The 17,696-nt window shown below is 69.1% G+C and carries 20 protein-coding genes; 11 read left to right on the top strand and 9 right to left on the bottom strand.

The window, feature by feature from the left end:
* Positions 1-8: 8 nt before the first annotated feature.
* From ACSQ2G_RS08560 to ACSQ2G_RS08545, 4 genes are all read right to left on the bottom strand, one after another.
* Positions 9-815 (bottom strand): hypothetical protein, encoded by an 807-nt coding sequence (locus ACSQ2G_RS08560; RefSeq protein WP_436029967.1) that lies wholly within the window; start codon positions 813-815, stop codon positions 9-11.
* A gap of 190 nt (positions 816-1,005) precedes the next feature.
* Complete coding sequence (fabB, locus tag ACSQ2G_RS08555; RefSeq protein ID WP_436029965.1) at positions 1,006-2,220, bottom strand: beta-ketoacyl-ACP synthase I; 1,215 nt, start codon at positions 2,218-2,220, stop codon at positions 1,006-1,008.
* 66 nt (positions 2,221-2,286) lie between these two features.
* Positions 2,287-2,802, bottom strand: a complete 516-nt coding sequence (gene fabA, locus ACSQ2G_RS08550) for a 3-hydroxyacyl-[acyl-carrier-protein] dehydratase FabA (protein ID WP_436029963.1) — start codon at positions 2,800-2,802, stop codon at positions 2,287-2,289.
* Positions 2,803-2,893: 91 nt separating this feature from the next.
* Positions 2,894-3,436 (bottom strand): SH3 domain-containing protein, encoded by a 543-nt coding sequence (locus tag ACSQ2G_RS08545; protein WP_436029961.1) that lies wholly within the window; start codon positions 3,434-3,436, stop codon positions 2,894-2,896.
* A gap of 106 nt (positions 3,437-3,542) precedes the next feature.
* Between ACSQ2G_RS08545 and ACSQ2G_RS08540 the strand changes: the two genes are divergently transcribed.
* Together ACSQ2G_RS08540 and ACSQ2G_RS08535 are read left to right on the top strand one after the other, a co-directional pair.
* Entirely contained in the window at positions 3,543-4,529 is a 987-nt protein-coding gene (locus ACSQ2G_RS08540) for a 2-hydroxyacid dehydrogenase (protein ID WP_029589390.1), read from the top strand.
* A gap of 81 nt (positions 4,530-4,610) precedes the next feature.
* The gene (locus ACSQ2G_RS08535) at positions 4,611-6,596 is read left to right on the top strand and encodes an alpha/beta hydrolase family protein (RefSeq protein ID WP_436029959.1); all 1,986 of its coding nucleotides are present in this window, start codon (positions 4,611-4,613) and stop codon (positions 6,594-6,596) included.
* Here the strand turns inward: ACSQ2G_RS08535 and ACSQ2G_RS08530 are convergent.
* On the bottom strand, positions 6,587-7,330 hold the full coding sequence (locus ACSQ2G_RS08530; protein ID WP_436029957.1) for a HesA/MoeB/ThiF family protein: 744 nt from the start codon (positions 7,328-7,330) through the stop codon (positions 6,587-6,589). The two genes, ACSQ2G_RS08535 and ACSQ2G_RS08530, sit on opposite strands and share 10 nt — an antisense overlap.
* Positions 7,331-7,335: 5 nt before the next feature.
* On the opposite strand from ACSQ2G_RS08530, the gene hslV reads away from it, so the two are divergent.
* A complete protein-coding gene (gene hslV, locus ACSQ2G_RS08525; protein WP_436029955.1) occupies positions 7,336-7,935 on the top strand; it encodes an ATP-dependent protease subunit HslV in 600 nt (199 codons plus the stop codon).
* A gap of 127 nt (positions 7,936-8,062) precedes the next feature.
* Positions 8,063-9,358 carry an ATP-dependent protease ATPase subunit HslU gene (gene hslU / locus ACSQ2G_RS08520; RefSeq protein ID WP_436029954.1) on the top strand — a complete coding sequence of 432 codons (1,296 nt, stop codon included), beginning with the start codon at positions 8,063-8,065 and terminating at the stop codon, positions 9,356-9,358.
* Positions 9,359-9,501: 143 nt separating this feature from the next.
* On the opposite strand, the gene ACSQ2G_RS08515 is transcribed toward hslU, so the two are convergent.
* Both ACSQ2G_RS08515 and ACSQ2G_RS08510 read right to left on the bottom strand, forming a co-directional pair.
* Entirely contained in the window at positions 9,502-10,377 is an 876-nt protein-coding gene (locus tag ACSQ2G_RS08515; protein ID WP_436029952.1) for a methylated-DNA--[protein]-cysteine S-methyltransferase, read from the bottom strand.
* 51 nt (positions 10,378-10,428) lie between these two features.
* The gene (locus tag ACSQ2G_RS08510; RefSeq protein ID WP_436029950.1) at positions 10,429-10,905 is read right to left on the bottom strand and encodes a DUF2244 domain-containing protein; all 477 of its coding nucleotides are present in this window, start codon (positions 10,903-10,905) and stop codon (positions 10,429-10,431) included.
* Between the two features lie 80 nt (positions 10,906-10,985).
* On the opposite strand from ACSQ2G_RS08510, the gene nth reads away from it, so the two are divergent.
* Entirely contained in the window at positions 10,986-11,696 is a 711-nt protein-coding gene (gene nth, locus ACSQ2G_RS08505; RefSeq protein ID WP_436029948.1) for an endonuclease III, read from the top strand.
* A gap of 144 nt (positions 11,697-11,840) precedes the next feature.
* Here nth and ACSQ2G_RS08500 read toward each other — a convergent pair whose 3' ends face one another.
* Positions 11,841-12,704 carry an ATP-grasp domain-containing protein gene (locus tag ACSQ2G_RS08500; protein WP_436029946.1) on the bottom strand — a complete coding sequence of 288 codons (864 nt, stop codon included), beginning with the start codon at positions 12,702-12,704 and terminating at the stop codon, positions 11,841-11,843.
* Between the two features lie 105 nt (positions 12,705-12,809).
* Between ACSQ2G_RS08500 and ACSQ2G_RS08495 the strand changes: the two genes are divergently transcribed.
* From ACSQ2G_RS08495 to ACSQ2G_RS08470, 6 genes are read left to right on the top strand one after another with little or no spacing between them, the layout of a single operon-like run.
* Positions 12,810-13,799 (top strand): adenosine kinase, encoded by a 990-nt coding sequence (locus tag ACSQ2G_RS08495; protein WP_436029944.1) that lies wholly within the window; start codon positions 12,810-12,812, stop codon positions 13,797-13,799.
* 26 nt (positions 13,800-13,825) lie between these two features.
* Positions 13,826-14,416 carry an imidazoleglycerol-phosphate dehydratase HisB gene (gene hisB / locus ACSQ2G_RS08490; protein WP_436029942.1) on the top strand — a complete coding sequence of 197 codons (591 nt, stop codon included), beginning with the start codon at positions 13,826-13,828 and terminating at the stop codon, positions 14,414-14,416.
* A 13-nt stretch (positions 14,417-14,429) separates the two neighbouring features.
* Positions 14,430-15,071 carry an imidazole glycerol phosphate synthase subunit HisH gene (hisH, locus tag ACSQ2G_RS08485; RefSeq protein ID WP_436029940.1) on the top strand — a complete coding sequence of 214 codons (642 nt, stop codon included), beginning with the start codon at positions 14,430-14,432 and terminating at the stop codon, positions 15,069-15,071.
* Entirely contained in the window at positions 15,059-15,793 is a 735-nt protein-coding gene (gene hisA, locus ACSQ2G_RS08480) for a 1-(5-phosphoribosyl)-5-[(5-phosphoribosylamino)methylideneamino]imidazole-4-carboxamide isomerase (protein WP_436029938.1), read from the top strand. Before hisH ends, hisA begins: the two co-directional genes overlap by 13 nt.
* Positions 15,793-16,575, top strand: a complete 783-nt coding sequence (gene hisF / locus ACSQ2G_RS08475) for an imidazole glycerol phosphate synthase subunit HisF (RefSeq protein WP_436029936.1) — start codon at positions 15,793-15,795, stop codon at positions 16,573-16,575. The genes hisA and hisF overlap by 1 nt, the downstream gene beginning before the upstream one ends.
* Entirely contained in the window at positions 16,572-16,898 is a 327-nt protein-coding gene (locus tag ACSQ2G_RS08470) for a phosphoribosyl-ATP diphosphatase (protein WP_436029935.1), read from the top strand. Before hisF ends, ACSQ2G_RS08470 begins: the two co-directional genes overlap by 4 nt.
* A gap of 35 nt (positions 16,899-16,933) precedes the next feature.
* Here ACSQ2G_RS08470 and ACSQ2G_RS08465 read toward each other — a convergent pair whose 3' ends face one another.
* Positions 16,934-17,506 carry a DUF4337 domain-containing protein gene (locus tag ACSQ2G_RS08465; RefSeq protein WP_436029933.1) on the bottom strand — a complete coding sequence of 191 codons (573 nt, stop codon included), beginning with the start codon at positions 17,504-17,506 and terminating at the stop codon, positions 16,934-16,936.
* Between the last annotated feature and the right edge of the window lie 190 nt (positions 17,507-17,696).

Raw genomic sequence — 17,696 nt, 5'->3', positions numbered from 1 at the left:
TGCTGGCTCTACTCGTCCGGAAGGCGCACGGGGCCACTCTCATCCACGATACGCCACAGACTTTCAAGCACGGGCGCCTGGGTGGCGGCGAAATCCAGATGGTGATCGGCGCCGCGAGCCGCGCCCAGGAAGGCTGGGCGGACGGCGCCGTCGCCGCCGACGAAGGCCTGGAAAAGACCGGGGCTGGAAAAGCCTTCCGCGCTCGCCGCCCGGGTCAGCTGGGCGTTGAAGCGGTCGTGCAGGCCGGTGCGCTGGACCAGGTCCGGAATCTCCAGGCCCGCCAGGCCAGCCGCCATCGCCTCGCGCCCGCCCTCCCCGTGCAGCGCCACGAGATGGGCGTTGAGATAGCCGCGCCGCCACGCCGCGTCGGACAGGGCCGGCGGGAACACCGGGCAGACCCGCACACGCCCGCGAAGCGCGGGCTCCACGGCCTCGGCCAGGAACGCGACATAGGCGGCCACGGTCTCGTCGGCGAACGCGCCGAAGTGCTCGGGGGAGAAGTCTCTCTCGCCATTCGCCAGGCGCTTGAAGGTGTGGACGAACTCGATGTCGACCTGGCCGAACATGGTCAGCACCGGCAGCCCATCCACCGCCAGCAGGCGCCGCAGGAGGTCGCGCGTGCGGGCGCCCGCCCCGGACCTGGCCTCGGCCTTGGCCAGACCCCGCGCGGACGCGCCGGTCTCCAGGCTCCAGATCGGCAGCAGCCAGTCCGCGCCCCGTCGCCCGCGGCGCACCAGCATGCGGCTGTGGCTGTCGCCCACCACGCCGTAGGGCCGCGCCCCGCGCGTGGTCAGGAGTTGGAGGCGTTGCGTCAAGTCTTCCCCGGACGCCATCGATCCGGCCGCCCGCGCGTGCTCGGCCCAGGCGACGTCGCCAAGGCGGCCAAGCCATCGACCTCGCCTTCCAAGCGCCAGGCTGACCATTGGGGCAGGGGCAGGGGCCGTCCAAGGCCCGCGCGCGATCCGCCCGACCAGGTCGCGGGCGAGGGCGAGCGGTCCGGACAGCCTAGTCGGCCTTGCTGAAGATCAGCGTGCCGTTGGTGCCGCCGAACCCGAAGCTGTTGGACATCACCGTGGTCAGCGGCTTGTCCGAGCGTTCCAGCAGGATCGGCAGGTCGGCGAACTCGGGGTCGAGGTTCTCGATGTGGGCGCTCTGGGCGGCGAAGCCGTTGTCGAGCATCAGGATCGAATAGATCGCCTCCTGCGCCCCGGCCGCGCCCAGGCTGTGGCCGGTCAGCGACTTGGTCGAGGAGATCAGCGGGGCCTTGTCGCCGAACACGTCGCGGACCGCGCCCATCTCCTTGCTGTCGCCGACCGGCGTCGAGGTGCCGTGCGGGTTCAGATAGTCGATGGTCCGGCCGCCGGCTTCCGCCATGGCGATCTTCATGCAGCGCGCCGCGCCCTCGCCCGACGGGGCGACCATGTCGAAACCGTCGGAATTGGCGGCGTAGCCGACGACTTCGCCGTAGATCCTGGCCCCGCGCGCCTTGGCGTGCTCGTACTCTTCCAGCACGACCATTCCGGCGCCGCCGGCGATCACGAAGCCGTCGCGGTCCTTGTCATAGGCGCGGCTCGCCACGGCCGGGCGGTCGTTGAAGTTGCTGCTCATCGCGCCCATGGCGTCGAACAGGTTGGACAGGGTCCAGTCCAGCTCCTCGCAGCCGCCGGCGAAGACGATGTCCTGCTTGCCCATCTGGATCTGCTCGGCGCCCGCGCCGATGCAGTGGGCGCTGGTCGCGCAGGCCGAGCTGATCGAATAGTTGATCCCGCGGATCTTGAACCAGGTCGACAGCACCGCCGAGGGGCCCGAGCACATCGCCTTGGGCACCGCGAAAGGGCCGATGCGCTTGGGGCCCTTTTCCTTGGTGGTGGCGGCGGCCTGGACGATGATGCTGGTCGAGGGACCGCCCGAACCGACGATCAGGCCGGTGCGCTCGTTCGAGACCTCGGTCTCGCCGAGACCGGAGTCGGCGATCGCCTGTTCCATGGCGATGTGGGCGTAAGCCAGGCCGGGCGACAGGAAACGCGCCGCGCGGCGATCGACCAGCGGCTCCCACTCGATCTGGGGCGCGGCGTAGACCTGGCACCGAAAGCCCAGTTCCGCATAGTCCGGCGCGGAGACCACGCCGGACCTGGCTTCACGCAGTGAGGCGAGCACCTCATTGGCGTTGTTGCCGATGGACGAGACGATCCCCAGTCCGGTGACGACGACGCGACGCATGAACAATCCTCTTTTCTTCCCCATGACCCAGAAGGGGCGGCTCTAGGCGGCCACCCTACAGGTGGATCACGACGCCATTTGTTCCGCGGTGAACAGACCGACCTTCAGGTCCTTGGCCTCGTAGATGGGTTTGCCGTCGGCCTCCACCACGCCGTCGGCGATGCCCATGACCAGCTTGCGCATGATCACGCGCTTGAGATCGATCTTGTAGCTCACCCTTGTGATAGCCGGCGTGACCTGGCCGGTGAACTTCACTTCGCCCACGCCCAGGGCGCGGCCGCGGCCGGGACCGCCCGACCAGCCCAGGAAGAAGCCGACCAGCTGCCACATGGCGTCCAGGCCCAGGCAGCCCGGCATGACCGGGTCGCCGATGAAATGGCAGGCGAAGAACCAGAGGTCGGGATCGATGTCGAATTCGGCCTCGACATAGCCCTTGCCGTACTTGCCGCCCTCGGACTCGATGCGGACGATGCGATCGAACATCAGCATCGGCGGCGCCGGCAGCTGGGCGTTGCCGGGGCCAAACAGCTCGCCGCGGCCACAGGCCAGGAGCTCGTCGAAGGTGTAGGAACTTTGTTGCATGGCCTCGCCCTAGCACGGCGGCGGGCCGCGCCTCAATGTTACTTTCGGTAACGCCTGTGAACGGCGAGGGCTGCAAAGCGGCGAAAGCCGCCTATTCCTTGCACTGGACCTCAGGCGCCGCGCCCCAGATCTCGGCCTGCGGCGCCCAACCTGACTCGCCGCCCGCCTTCAGCTTGCACCAGCCCTTTTCGCAGCGGTCGAGATTGGCCGTCGAGCGGCCGGCCAGATAGGCCTCGACCCGGGCGCCGGCCTTGGGCTGGGCGCGCAGGGGCAGGGCCGTGGCCTGGACCCGCATGGCCGTGCGGCGGCCGTCGGTGGTGCGCTTGTGCACCCAGGCCAGGTTGCCCTCGGGATCGCAGATCCGGCGCCATTCGCGGGTTTCGGCCACCACCTGCACCGGCAGGCCCTTGACCTTGTAGATCCACAGCAGCCGATGGGCCTCGTCCGGACCGACGCGCGCGTTCACCTCGCCATATTTCAGCGACACGTAGCGCGGCACCTCCATGCCGGACGGCGTGGTCTTCGGGGCCTGGGCCCGAGCGCCGCCGCCCGCGACGACGGCCAGCCCCAAGGCGAGCCCGAACACGACGAAGGCCGAGGCGCCGAGCGAACGATGTTTGCAATTCGTCGGCATGTTGCTTGGCCGCATGGGGCCCCTTTGCTACAGATTTCGAACACCCGTCCGAGGCAGGCGCCCATCAGGGCCGAACACCCGTCAGGGAAGGCTTTTCGAACCGCTCATGTCAGCTCGCAAGCTCAAAGTCATCGTCACCCGCAAACTCCCCGATCCGGTGGAGACGCGGATGTGCGAGCTGTTCGACACCCAGCTGAACGTCACCGACAAACCCTTGACGGCCGATGAACTGGTCGAGGCCATGAACCAGGCCGACGTGCTGGTGCCGACCATCACCGACCGCATCGACGGCCGGCTGCTGTCGCGCTCGGGCGACCGGCTCAAGCTGATCGCCAATTTCGGGGCCGGGGTCGACAATATCGACGTCGCCACGGCCAACGCCCGGGGCATCATCGTCACCAACACGCCCGGCGTGCTGACCGAGGACACCGCCGACCTGACCATGACCCTGATCATGGCCGCCTCGCGCCGGGTGGTCGAAGGCGCCGAGGTGGTCAAGGCCGGCGGCTTCCACGGCTGGTCGCCAACCTGGATGCTGGGCCGCCGCCTGTGGGGCAAGCGCCTGGGGATCATCGGCATGGGCCGCATCGGCCAGGCCGTGGCCCGGCGCGCCAAGGCCTTCGGCATGCAGGTGCACTACCATAACCGCAAGCCCGTCAGCCCACGCATCGCCGAGGAGGTCGGGGCCACCTACTGGGAGAGCCTGGACCAGATGCTGGCCCGGATGGACATCATCTCGGTCAACTGCCCGCACACCCCGGCCACCTACCACCTGCTGTCGGCCCGCCGGCTCAAGCTGCTGCGGCCGCAGAGCATTATCGTCAACACCGCCCGCGGCGAGGTCATCGACGAAGGGGCCCTGGCCAACATGCTGGCCCGCGGCGAGATCGCCGGGGCCGGCCTGGACGTCTACGAGCACGAGCCGGCCATCAACCCCAAGCTCCTGAAGCTGCCCAACGTCGTGCTCCTGCCCCACATGGGCTCGGCCACCGTCGAGGGTCGCATCGACATGGGCGAGAAGGTCATCGTCAACGTGAAGACCTTCATGGACGGGCACCGGCCGCCGGACCGGGTGATCCCGTCGATGCTGTGACCTAAAGCTTGACCTTATAGGCTGATCGCGCTCCTGTCGTCGAAGTTGTGTTCGGGGGCTTGGATGATTTCGCGGCGTGGAATGTTGGCCGGCGGCGCCGTCGCGCCGACGTTGCTAGGCGTGGCCGGTGCGGCCTCGACCCCTCAGACCCCGCCAACCCTCGACGAGCTTCTGGCTCCATCCACGCTGCTGGGCGCGGCGCTTTCGCCGAACGGATCCCAGTTGGCCGTGCTGCGCGTCGAACACGAGCGCGAGCAGCTCAAGGCCTACGTCCTGCTACAGCATGCCGACCAGACCAAGGCGGCGCCGACGGTGGTGTTGATCGGCGACTACGACGTCCAGCGGATCGAATGGGCCAACGACGAGCGGCTGCTGATCTGGGTCGACGTGCACAAGGAGCTGGACGGCAAACCCACGCGCGTTCGTTACGGCGATCTCTATTTCGACGTGCCCAAGAAACGCATCCTGTCGATGAACCTGGACGGCTCGGAATCCGCCCTGTTGTTCGGCCAGGAAGAGCGGCTTCTGCGCGAGTTCGACCTCGCCACGGTCGTCGACACCCTGTCTGACGATCCGAACCAGGTCCTGATGCAGGCGTGGGACAGCCAAAAGCTATGCTACGGGCTCTACAAGGTCGATGTCCGGACCGGGGCGGCCACCTTCTTCGAGCGAGGGTCGCAGGCGACCTATGGTTGGTTCACGCAGGACGGCGTGCCCGTCGTGCGCTTCGATTCCAACCGCCGGGGCACGGTGGTGTCGATGTTCACCCGCGCACCGGGCGCACCGGAATGGACCCTGTACCGAAAGCTGCGCCGAGACGAGATGCGCCGGTTTTCCGATCTGGATATTGTTGGTTCGACCCCCGAGGCGGGCGTGCTGCTGGTCTCCTCGCAACGCGACGGTGACGACGGCAAGGCGCTGCGACGGTTCGACCTCAACAAACTCGAACTCAGCGACGCCGTCGTGGCCAAGCCCGGCCGCGACATCACCGGCGTGTTCATGGACGAACGCAGCCGCCTAATCGCCGCCTCGTTCACTGAGGACCGGGGCGACTACCTGTTCTTCGAGCCCAGCCTGAAGAGCCAGTTCGACCAATTGTCGACCGTGTTCCGCAACGACGCCAATCTCGGCTTCGTCGACGTCAGCCTCGATCACAAGCGCTTCGTCCTGAGCACCACCAACCCGACCGACCCAGGCTCGCTATGGTTCTACGACACGGCGGGGTCCCTGAACCTGTTGGGCCAAACCAAGCCCTGGCTGAACGGGCGGTTGGCCCCGATGAGCGTGCTGAAGTTGAAGAGCCGTGACGGTCTGGACCTGACCGCCTATCTGACCTTGCCCGTCGGCGAGGTGACCGGGCCGCGCCCTCTAGTCGTCGTGCCGCACGGCGGGCCGGAGCTGCGGGACGACTACAGCTTCGACATCTTCGTACAGGCCTTCGCGGCCCAGGGCTGGGCCGTCTTGCAGGTCAACTTCCGAGGTTCCGGCGGGTATGGCCGCGCCTTCGCCGACGCCGGCCGCAAGCGCTGGGGCGTCGAGATGCAGAACGACGTCGAGGACGCGCTGGCGGCGGCGCTGGCCACGGGCAAGGTCGACGCCCGGCGCGTGGCCATCTGCGGCGCCAGTTACGGCGGCTACTCGGCCCTAATGGGCGCGGTGAAGACGCCAGCCGCCTATCGCGCCGTGGTCTCGATCGCCGGCGTCAGCCATCTCGACGACTTCCTGGCCAATGCGCGAGAGGAGGACGGCGCGGACTCTCCGACCTACCAGTATTGGGTCAAGACGATCGGCGATCCCGTGGCCGACAAGGCTCTTCTGGCCGCCAGCTCGCCCGCCCTGCGCGCCCGCGAGATCAAGGCGCCGGTGCTGCTGATCCACGGAAACCTGGACTCCATCGTGCCTATCGAACAGTCCAAGACCATGAACCGGGCGCTGAAGGCCGCGGGAGCCTCGGTCAAGTACAACCAGATCGCCTGGGTCGGCCACCGGGGCTGGGATCGCTTCACGACCCGCAACATTCTCAACCAGGCGATCGAGCATATCGCCAAAGCGTTCGATCAGGCCTGACCGCCGCAGCTCGGACACGCCGGGTCGGCGCCGATCCGCACCGTGCGGGTCTCCGCCGCCAGGGCGTCGTAGATCAGCAGGCGGCCGGCGAGGCTCTGACCCGCACCGGTGATCACCTTCACGGCTTCCAGGGCCATCATCGAGCCGATCACCCCGGCCAGGGCCCCGACCACGCCGATCAAGGCGCAGGTCTCGGCGTCGGGCGGGATCTCGGGGACCAGGCAGCGGTAGCAGGGTTGGCCCTGGAACACCCCGACCTGACCAGTCCAGCGGCCCAGGGCCCCGCTGACCAGGGCCTTGCCCTCGGCCAGGCAGGCGTCACTGACCGCGAAGCGGGTGGCGAAGTCGTCGGTGCCGTCCAGCACCAGGTCATACCCGGATATGACCGCCCGCGCGTTGGCCTCACCCAGCCATACCGGGTGGGTTTCGATGGTGAGGTGCGGGTTGAGGGCGGTCAGATGCTCTGCCGCGGCCTCGACCTTGGGCCGGCCGGTGTCGGCGGTGGCGAACAGCACCTGGCGCTGCAGGTTGGACAGCGACACGGTGTCCGCGTCGACCAGGCCCAGGGTCCCGACCCCGGCGGCTGCGAGGTACAGGGCGGCCGGGGCGCCCAGCCCCCCGGCCCCAACCACCAGGACCCGCGCCGCCTTCAGCTTCTGCTGGCCCGGCCCGCCGATCTCGCGCAGCACCAGATGGCGGGCGTAGCGCTCGACCTCGGCCTCTGAAAAGCTCATCCCGCTTGACCCTCAGGCGCCGCCTCGCCACATGCGAAGCCATGCAAAGCTCCAATTCCTTCCCCGACTGGCACGGCACGACCATTCTGGCGGTGCGCAAGAACGGACAGACCGTGATCGCCGGCGACGGACAGGTCTCCATGGGCCCAACCGTCGTCAAGGGCAACGCCCGCAAGGTGCGCCGGCTGGCCGGCGGCAAGGTGGTGGCGGGTTTCGCCGGGGCCACGGCCGACGCCTTCACCCTGATCGAGCGGCTGGAAGCCAAGCTCGAGCAGTATCCCGACCAGCTGGCCCGGGCCTGTGTCGACCTGGCCAAGGACTGGCGCACCGACCGCTACCTGCGCCGGCTGGAGGCCATGCTGCTGGTGGCGGACGCGGGCTCGATCTACACGGTCACCGGGGTGGGCGACGTGCTGGAGCCCGGCGAGAGCCAGGGCGGCGGCTCGGTGGCGGCCATCGGCTCGGGCGGCAACTACGCCCTGGCGGCGGCCAAGGCCCTGATCGACCAGGACCTGACGGCCGAGGAGATCGCCCGGCGTGCGATGGCCATCGCCGCCGAGATCTGCGTCTATACCAACGGTAACCTGACCGTCGAAAGCCTGTAGCGCCGGTGCGCGAAATCCCCGCCCTTCGACAGGCTCAGGGTGAGGATTTCGGAGACTTCCAGAGCCTTTCGTCTTTCAGTAGCCCTCATCCTGAGCTTGTCGAAGGACGAGGGCGGATCAGCAGATCATGACCGAATTCTCCCCCCGCGAAATCGTCTCCGAACTCGACCGCTACATCGTCGGCCATACCGAGGCGAAGAAGGCCGTCGCCGTGGCCTTGCGCAACCGCTGGCGCCGCCGCCGGGTGCCGGCCGACCTGCGCGACGAGGTCACGCCCAAGAACATCCTGCTGATCGGTCCCACGGGGGTGGGCAAGACCGAGATCGCCCGCCGCCTGGCCAAGCTGGCCCAGGCGCCGTTCCTGAAGGTCGAGGCCACCAAGTTCACCGAGGTCGGCTATGTCGGCCGCGACGTCGACCAGATCGTCCGCGACCTGGTGGAAAGCGCCCTGGCCATGGTTCGCGACAAGCGCCGGGCCGGGGTCAAGGCCAAGGCCGAGGCGGCGGCCGAGGAGCGGATCCTCGACGCCCTGACCGGTCCGGGCGCCACCGCCGCCCGCGACAGCTTCCGCAAGAAGCTGCGGGCCGGCGAGCTGGACGACAAGGAGGTCGAGCTGCAGCTGGCCGACACCGGCGGCGGCGGCATGTTCGAGATCCCCGGCCAGCCGGGCGCCTCGGTGCTGAACCTGTCGGAGATGATGAAGTCGTTCGGCGGCGGCCGCACCAAGACCCACAAGACCACCGTCGCCGGGGCCTGGGCGCCGCTGATCGCCGAGGAGAGCGACAAGCTGCTCGACCAGGAGGCGCTGACCCAGGAAGCCCTGGAGCTGGCCGAGAACCATGGCATCGTCTTCCTGGACGAGATCGACAAGGTCGCCAGCTCAAGCCAGCGCGGCGGCGCCGACGTCAGCCGCGAAGGTGTGCAGCGCGACCTGCTGCCGCTGATCGAGGGCACGACAGTCTCGACCAAGTACGGGCCGGTGAAGACCGACCACATCCTGTTCATCGCCTCGGGCGCCTTCCACGTGGCCAAGCCCAGCGACCTGCTGCCCGAGCTGCAGGGTCGCCTGCCGATCCGCGTCGAGCTGAAGGGCCTGACCCGTGACGACCTGCGCCGCATCCTCACCGAGCCGGAAGCCAACCTGGTCCGCCAGCACCAGGCTCTGTTGCTGACCGAGGGCGTGACCCTGGTGTTCACCGAGGAAGCGATCGACGCCGTGGCCGACGCGGCGGTGGCGGTCAACGCCTCGGTCGAGAACATCGGGGCCCGGCGCCTGCAGACCATCCTGGAGAAAGTGGTCGAGGAGATCAGCTTCACCGCCGCCGACCGCTCCGGCGAGACGGTGACGGTGGACGCGGCCTATGTGCAGGAGCGGATCGGGGCTTTGGCGGCCAATGCGGATCTGAGCCGGTTCATTCTGTAGATCCCAGATCCTCCCCCTGTGGGGAGGCGATCGCGAAGCGCTCGGTGGGGGGAGGCTTAGGATCCCCGATCCGGGCCACGGCTATCTACCTATCACTCCCCCCACCGTCGGCTTCGCCGACACCTCCCCCACAGGGGGAGGATCTAATTCGACGTGCTTGCCGCCACCGCCTCCATGCCCAGCATCGCCGCCTTGCGGCCCAGGCCCCAGTGATAGCCGGTCAACCGGCCGTCCTTGGCGATCGCCCGGTGGCAGGGGATCAGCAGCGAGATCGGATTGGCCCCGATCGCCCCGCCGGTGGCCTGATAGGCGCGCGGGCTGCCGGCCCAGGCGGCGATCTCGCCATAACTAGAGGTCCGGCCCGGCGGAATGCGCAGCAGGGCCTTCCAGACCTGGACGTTGAACGGCGAACCGATCAGCACCACCGGCAGGGGCTGGTCGCCCCCGGCGAAGGCGTGGATGGCCGTGCGGGCCGCCGCCTCGTCGTCGCGACGCCAGTCGGCCGCGGGAAAGCGCCGGTGCATGTCCTCGAAGGTCGCCGCGTCGTCGCCGTCGGAAAAGGCCAGGCCGGCCAGGCCGCGCGGGGCCATCACGAACAGGCCCTTGCCGTACGGGGTCGGCGCCCAGCCCCAGCTGAGATTGATCCCCTCGCCGCGCCGGCGCACGTCGCCCGGGGTGACCGCCTCCTGGGCGATGAACAGGTCGTGCAGGCGCGAGGGCCCCGACAGGCCGGCGTCATAGGCCGCGTCGAGCACGCTGGCCCCCTCCTCCAGCGACTTGCGGGCCTCGGCGTGGGCGATGGCGGCGACGAAGGTCTTGGGGCTGACGCCGGCCCAACGGCTGAACACCCGCTGGAAGTGGAACGGCGACAGGCCGACGGCCTGGGCGGCCTCGTCCAGCGACGGCCGCTCCTGCCAGCGGTCGGCCAGCCAGGCCAGGGCCTTGGCCATGCGGTCGTAGTCGGCCGACCGCTCGGTCAGGTGGGCGAAGGCTTGCGAGGGGGAGATATCGAGGGCCATGGAAGGAAGATAATGCGGCGACCGGCGTTCGTCCGCCCGGTTCTTGCGGCTCTAGCCGTACCGCTCGGCCCGTGCGTCGAGGATCGCCCGCTCCAGCGCCCGGGCGAAATCCACCCGTTCGGGCGGGCTGAGCGCTCGGCCCAGGGTCAGGCGCTTGCGCGACATCATCAGCCGCACCCGCGTCTCGTGCTCGCCCGGCTGGTCGACGCCGACCCGGGTGAAGGCGGTCGGCGAGGTCCAGATCACCCGAGCGCCCTTCTCGTCCTCGCGGCTGACCGTCACCGCCTCGGCCGTGACCCGGATCCGTTCGGCCCGCTCGGCGGCCCGAAAACTGGCGCGTAGGGCCAGCCATACCGCCAGCACATCCAGTCCCAGGAACGGCAGGACCGGCGGCGCGCCCAGCACCAGCAGGAACACCGCGACCATCAGGTTGAAGGCGATCATCACGCCCAGCACGACGTGCAGGCCGCGCCGGCTCATCGAGCGGTTCGGCTTGATCACGGCGTCCATGTACAGCGGCGCGGCCATGGCGGTGATTTAGGCCTGGCGGAGCGGCTTGGCGAGGCCCGGCTTGGCGAACCGGGCGCATCACGGCATGGTCGCCGCCCATGGTCCTCCCCGCGCGCAAGCCCCCCAAGTCCCTCGCCAAGAAGCGTCCCGCCGCCGAGCGAGTCTCGCCGGCCGAGCGCGAGCGGGTCGAGGTGCTGTTCTCTCGGTTCGAGAGCCTGGAGCACCACCCCAAGACCGAGCTGCATTATTCCAACCCCTACACCCTGGTGACGGCGGTGGCCCTGTCGGCCCAGGCGACCGACGTCCAGGTCAACAAAGCCACCGGCCCCCTGTTCCAGGTCGCCGACAGCGCCGCCAAGATGCTGGAGCTGGGGGAGGAGGAATTGACGCGATATATCGCCTCGATCGGCCTCTACCGGACCAAGGCCAAGAACGTCATCGCCGCGGCCAGGATCCTGGTCGAGCGCCATGGCGGCGAGGTCCCGCTGAATCGCGCGGCGCTGGAAAGCCTGCCCGGCGTGGGCCGCAAGACCGCCAGCGTGGTGCTGAACGAGCTGGACATCGAGCCGGCCATCGCCGTCGACACCCACGTGTTCCGCGTCTCGCACCGCCTGAAGCTCTCGGCCGGCAAGACGCCCGACGCGGTCGAGGACGACCTGATGCGGATCGTGCCCGACCGCTACAAGACCCGGGCGCACCACTGGCTGATCCTGCACGGGCGATATGTCTGCGTGGCCCGCAAGCCCAAGTGTGAGATCTGCCGGATCGCGGATTTGTGTCCGTCGCGGGAGCTGTTCGTCGGAGGCTAGACCCTCCCCCCGTGGGGGAGGCGATCGCGAAGCGATCGGTGGGGGGAGTTTTGGGGTCGTCGATCCAGGATCTGGCGACCAGCCGATCACCTCCCCCCACCGTCGGCTTCGCCGACACCTCCCCCACGGGGGGAGGGTCTTAACTCAGAGCGCCCGCTCCACCGCCGCCGCGAACGCCGCGCCGTCGTCGTGGGCGTGCTCCAGGAACAGGTCCGGCTCGATGACCTCCAGCTCCATCAGCTGCGGCGTCCCGTCCAGGCCGCGGATCAGGTCGACGCGGGCGTAGGTCAGGGGCGGACCGGCCGCCTTCAGCACCATTTCGGCCGCGCGCAGAGCCTCGGGCTCGGGCGCGACGCCGCTGACCTGGCCGCCGAACTGCGGCTGGACCCGGAAGTCGCCGGCCACGGCCACCTTGGCCACCGCGTGGCTGAACTGGCCGTCGAAATAGAACAGCGACAGTTCGCCCTCCTCGCCGACGGCGGGCAGGAAGGGCTGGATCAGGGCCGGTCCCGTCGTGCAGCCGGCCAGGCCGTCGGCGTGGCGCAGCTTGACCGTGTCCTGCGAACCGCCGGAGATCTGCGGCTTGGTCACCAGCACGTCGACGCCGAACACGTCGCGGGCGTGGTCCAGCGCCGCCATCGTCAACCGGTCGACCGCGTGGGTCGGCACCACCGGCGCGCCCTTGGCGGCCAGTTCCGTCAGATAGGTCTTGGTGGTGTTCCAGCGCAGCACCGCGGCGGGATTGACCAGGCGGACACCAGCCGCCTCCAGGGCGTCGAGCCGCGCGAACCACGCCTGGGTCCGCAGATGGTAGCCCCAGGCGAGCAACGGCAGCACCACGCGGGCGCCAGGCGTTTCGGCGTCGACCCAGCTGGCGGGCTCGACGGTCAGCCCGCGAGCCCGCAGCGGCGCCGCGAGGCGTTCGAAAATTGGCGACCAGGTGCTGGCGAAGCGGGGCTCGTCCGGCGCGGGGGTCAGGATCAGGACGTCAGTCGAGGCTGGGGTCATGCCCTGGCGGTAGAACGCCGCGCGCCCGCGAGCAAGGCTCGCGTTGCCTTGCGGCCCTCGATCCGGTACTCCGCGCGCGTCGCGCTTTTCGGAATAAGGCCTTTCATGACCGCTCTCTACGACGTCGCCGCCATCGGCAACGCCATCGTCGACGTCATCGCCCAGTGCGACGACGCGTTCCTGGAGCGGGAGGGCCTGGTCAAGGGCTCAATGGCGTTGATCGACCCGGCGCGCGCCGCCAGCCTGTACGAAGTGATGGCCGCGGGCATCGAGGCCTCGGGCGGCTCGGCCGCCAACACCGCCGCCGGCGTCGCCAGCTTCGGTGGCAAGGTCGCCTTCATCGGCAAGGTCGCCGACGACCAGCTGGGCAACGTGTTCCGCCACGACATGAAGGCCATCGGCTGCGACTTCTCCACCCCGCCGCTGGCGGAAGGCCCGGCCACGGCCCAGAGCCTGATCAACGTCACAGCCGACGCTCAGCGCACCATGTCGACCTATCTGGGCGCGTGCGTCGAGCTGAACCCGGCCGACGTCGATCCGGCGATCATCGAGGCCGCGCAATTCTCCTATCTGGAGGGCTATCTGTTCGACCCGCCCGAAGCTCGCCGCGCCTTCGCCAAGGCCGCGGCCCTGAGCCACGGCGCGGGCCGCAAGATCTCCATGACCCTGAGCGACAGCTTCATGGTCGACCGCCACCGCGGCGCCCTGCTGGGCTTCATCGAGACCCAGTGCGACGTGGTGTTCGCCAACGAGAGCGAAATCTGCTCGCTGTTCGAGACGACCGACTTCGACGCCGCCGTCAAAGCCCTGGCCGGCCTGGTCGAGATCGCCGCGGTCACCCGTGGCGCCAAGGGCTCGATCGTCGCCTCGCACGCGGCCTTACACGAAATCTCGGCCTATCCGGTGGAAAAAGTCGTGGACACGACCGGCGCGGGCGACCAATACGCCGCAGGTTTCCTCTACGGCCTGGCCCAGGGCCGTCCGCTGCCGGTCTGCGGCCAGCTGGGCTCCCTAGCCGCCGCCGAGGTGATCGACCACTATGGTCCGCGTCCGCAGGTCTCCCTGCGCGCGCTGGCCGCCCGAAACGGCCTCTAGGACAAGAACGGACTGTAGACCAAGCCATGGCCCGCACCGCTGAAGTGGTCCGCGAGACGAAGGAGACCCAGATCCGGGTCTGGATCGATCTCGACGGGACCGGCGCCTCGACGATCTCCACCGGCATCGGGTTCTACGACCACATGCTGGAGAGCTTCTCGCGCCACGGCGGCTTCGACCTGAAGGTCGAGACCAAGGGCGACCTGCACATCGACATGCACCACACGGTGGAAGACACCGGCATCGTGCTGGGCCAGGCGATCCACAAGGCGCTGGACGGCTTCAAGGGCATTCGCCGGTTCGGCCACGCCTATATCCCGATGGACGAGACCCTGACGCGTTGCGCCATCGACCTGTCCAACCGGCCCTACCTGATCTGGAAGGTCGACTTCAAGCGGCCCAAGGTCGGCGAGATGGACACCGAGCTGTTCAAGGAGTTCCACCACGCGTTCGCCATGAACTGCGGGGCGTGCGTCCACCTGGAGACCCTGTACGGCGACAACACCCACCATGTCGCCGAGAGCGGGTTCAAGGCCCTGGCCCGGGCGCTGCGTCAGGCGGTCGAGATCGACCCCAAGACCGGCGGCCATGCCCCCTCCACCAAGGGCGTGCTGTAGGGAATTTGATTTCATGCAGACCGTCGCCCTGATCGATTACGGGTCGGGCAACCTGCGCTCGGCCGAGAAAGCCCTGCGCGAGGCGGCCCGCCGCCACGGCATCGACGCTGACATCGTTGTCACCGCCGAGCCCTCGATCGTGGCCGCCGCCGACCGCGTGGTGCTGCCCGGCGTGGGGGCCTTCGCCTCGTGCCGCGCGGGCCTGGACGCGTCCGGGGTCTACGAGGCGATGAACCAGGCCGTGCATGGCAAGGGCGCGCCGTTCCTGGGCATCTGCGTCGGCCACCAACTATTGGCGAGCGAAGGTCTGGAATTCGGCGTCACGCCGGGCCTCGACTGGATCGGCGGCCAGGTGAAGAAGCTGGAGCCGAACGATCCGGCCCTGACCATTCCGCACATGGGCTGGAACGCGATCGCCTTCACGCGCGCTCACCCCCTGTTCAAGGGCGTCGAAGACGGCGCCCACATGTACTTCGCCAACTCCTTCGCCCTGACCCCGGCCGACCCGGCCGACGTGCTGGCCACCACCGACCATGGCGGTCCGTTCACGGCCGCTGTGGCCAAGGGCAACGTGGCGGGCGTACAGTTCCACCCCGAAAAATCCCAAGCCGCGGGGCTCGCCCTGCTCGCCAACTTCCTGGAATGGCGCCCATGATCCTCTATCCCGCCATCGACCTGAAGGACGGCCAGTGCGTGCGCCTGCTGCACGGCGACATGGAGAAGGCCACGGTCTTCAACACCAGCCCGGCCGACCAGGCCGAACGTTTCGTGCGCGACGGCTTCTCCTGGCTGCACGTGGTCGACCTGAACGGCGCCATCCAGGGCAAGTCGGTCAACACCGCCGCGGTGCAGTCGATCCTGGAGTCGATCTCGATCCCGGTGCAGCTGGGTGGCGGCATCCGCACCCTGGAAGGCGTCGAGGCCTGGATCGAGGCCGGCGTCAGCCGCGTGATCCTGGGCACCGTGGCCGTGCATGACCCCGACCTGGTCCGCAAGGCCGCCCGCCTGTGGCCCGAACAGATCGCCGTCGCCGTCGACGTGCGCGACGGCAAGGTGGCGGTCGACGGCTGGACCGGCCTGTCGGACCTGGACGCCATCACCCTGGGCAAGCGCTTCGAGGACGTGGGCGTGGCCGCCCTGATCGTCACCGACATCAGCCGCGACGGCGCCCTGACCGGCGTCAATGTCGAGGGCGTGGGCGAACTGGCCGACGCGGTGTCGATCCCGGTGATCGCCTCGGGCGGCGTGGCCTCGGTGGCCGACATCGAGCGGCTGAAGGCCCGCCCGGGGGTCGAGATCGCCGGCGCCATCCTGGGCCGCTCGCTTTACGCCGGCACGATCAAGCCGGCCGAAGCCCTGACCATAGCGGCCGCCTGATGCTGAAGACCCGGATCATTCCTTGCCTGGACGTCAAGGACGGCCGGGTGGTCAAGGGGGTCAACTTCGTGGCCCTGCGCGACGCCGGCGACCCGGTGGAGCAGGCCCGCGCCTATGATGCGGCCGGGGCCGACGAGCTGATGTTCCTGGACATCACCGCCTCCAGCGAGGGCCGCGGCCTGATCCTGGACGTGATTTCCCGCACCGCCGAGGTCTGTTTCATGCCGGTCTCGGTCGGCGGCGGCGTGCGCCAGGTCGGCGACATGCGCCGCCTGCTGCTGGCCGGGGCCGACAAGGTCTCGGTCAACACCGCCGCGGTCGAGAACCCCGACCTGGTGGCGGCCGGGGCCGACGCCTTCGGCGCCCAGTGCGTGGTCGTCGCCATCGACGCCAAGGCCCGCGCGGACGGCTCGGGCTGGAACGTCTGGACCTATGGCGGCCGCAAGGACACCGGGATCGACGTGGTCGACTGGGCCGCCAAGGTCGTCGAGCGCGGGGCGGGCGAGATCCTGCTGACCTCGATGGACCGCGACGGGGCCAGGATCGGCTACGACATCCCCCTGCTGAAGGCCGTGACCGGCGCGGTGACCGTGCCGGTGATCGCCTCGGGCGGGGCCGGCAAGACCGACCACCTCGTCGAAGCCGCCCGCGATGGCCACGCCGCCGCCGTGCTGGCCGCCTCGATCTTCCACTTCGGCGAGATCAGCGTCGGCGAGGCCAAGCGGGCCATGGCGCAGGCCGGCATCCCCGTGCGCCTGGACGACCTGAAGGGGGCCGCGTGAGCACGCTGTTCGAAGTCCTGGAGCGCCTGGCCGCGACGATCGAAGCCCGCAAGGGCGGCGATCCGGCGACCTCCTACACCGCCAGGCTGCTGAACGACCCGGCCCTGGCCGCCAAGAAGCTGGGCGAGGAAGCCGTCGAGACGGTGATCGCCGCCGTCGCCCAAGGACCTGACGCCCTGGCCAGCGAGAGCGCCGACCTGCTGTACCACTGGCTGGCCCTGATGGCCGCCTCGGGCGTCTCGCTCGACGCGGTGGCCGAGAAACTGGCGGCGCGCGAGGGCACGTCGGGCGTGGCTGAGAAGGCGTCGCGGGGCGGTTCCTGAGCCGGGGACAGGCGCATGCGCCTGTCCCCACGGAGCTAACTCAGCAGCTTGCTGAGGAACGCCGAGTGCAGGCTCCAGCCCAGGAAGCCCGCCAGGCCCATGACGATCCCCAGGGCGCCGAACGCCCAGGACGCCCACAGCGCCGCCGGAATCTCGACCAGCGCCGCCACGGCCGCGATCGATACGGCGATGGAGTTCAGGGCGTCGGCGGCGTCGAACTGGTCGTCGTGGACGTTGAGCGCGTCATACTGGGCCTGGAAGCCATCGGCCCGGGATTTCAGCGCCGGGACCTCGGCCTTGTACTTGGCGATCTCGGCGCCGAGACGGGCGATCTCGGCCGCCTCGGGCGCCGCCGCCCGCGCATCGCCCGACAAGGCCAGGAAACGGGTCTGGGCCAGCGCCGTCTCGTCGATGTGCAGCTTGGTCTTGTTGGCCTGGTACTGGTCCCAGGCGTCGACGCCGCTCGACTGGGCCTGCTGCATGGCCTGGACGATGTTGCCGTCCTTGACCCCGCACAGGCCCATGAAGATCGACAGGGCGACGACGGTGATCGCCACCCGCCGGTTGAAGCTTTTGTCCTTGGCCTCGGCCCCGATCTCGATGTCCATCTCGCCTCTCCGAACGCGGCGAAGCTTGACGCCGAGATCATGGCGAGGGCGCGGCGAAGCTACAAAACTCCGCTCATCCCGGCGAATGCCGGGACCCAGATGGAATGGCTTTGAGGCTGACGCCAGGAGCGTTGAGCTTTTCCACCACACCGCTCTGGGATCTGGGTCCCGGCATTCGCCGGGATGAGCG

The organism is Caulobacter sp. LjRoot300 (genome assembly GCF_964253875.1).
Taxonomy (GTDB): domain Bacteria; phylum Pseudomonadota; class Alphaproteobacteria; order Caulobacterales; family Caulobacteraceae; genus Caulobacter.
This window is presented reverse-complemented; position numbering and strand designations above follow the sequence as displayed.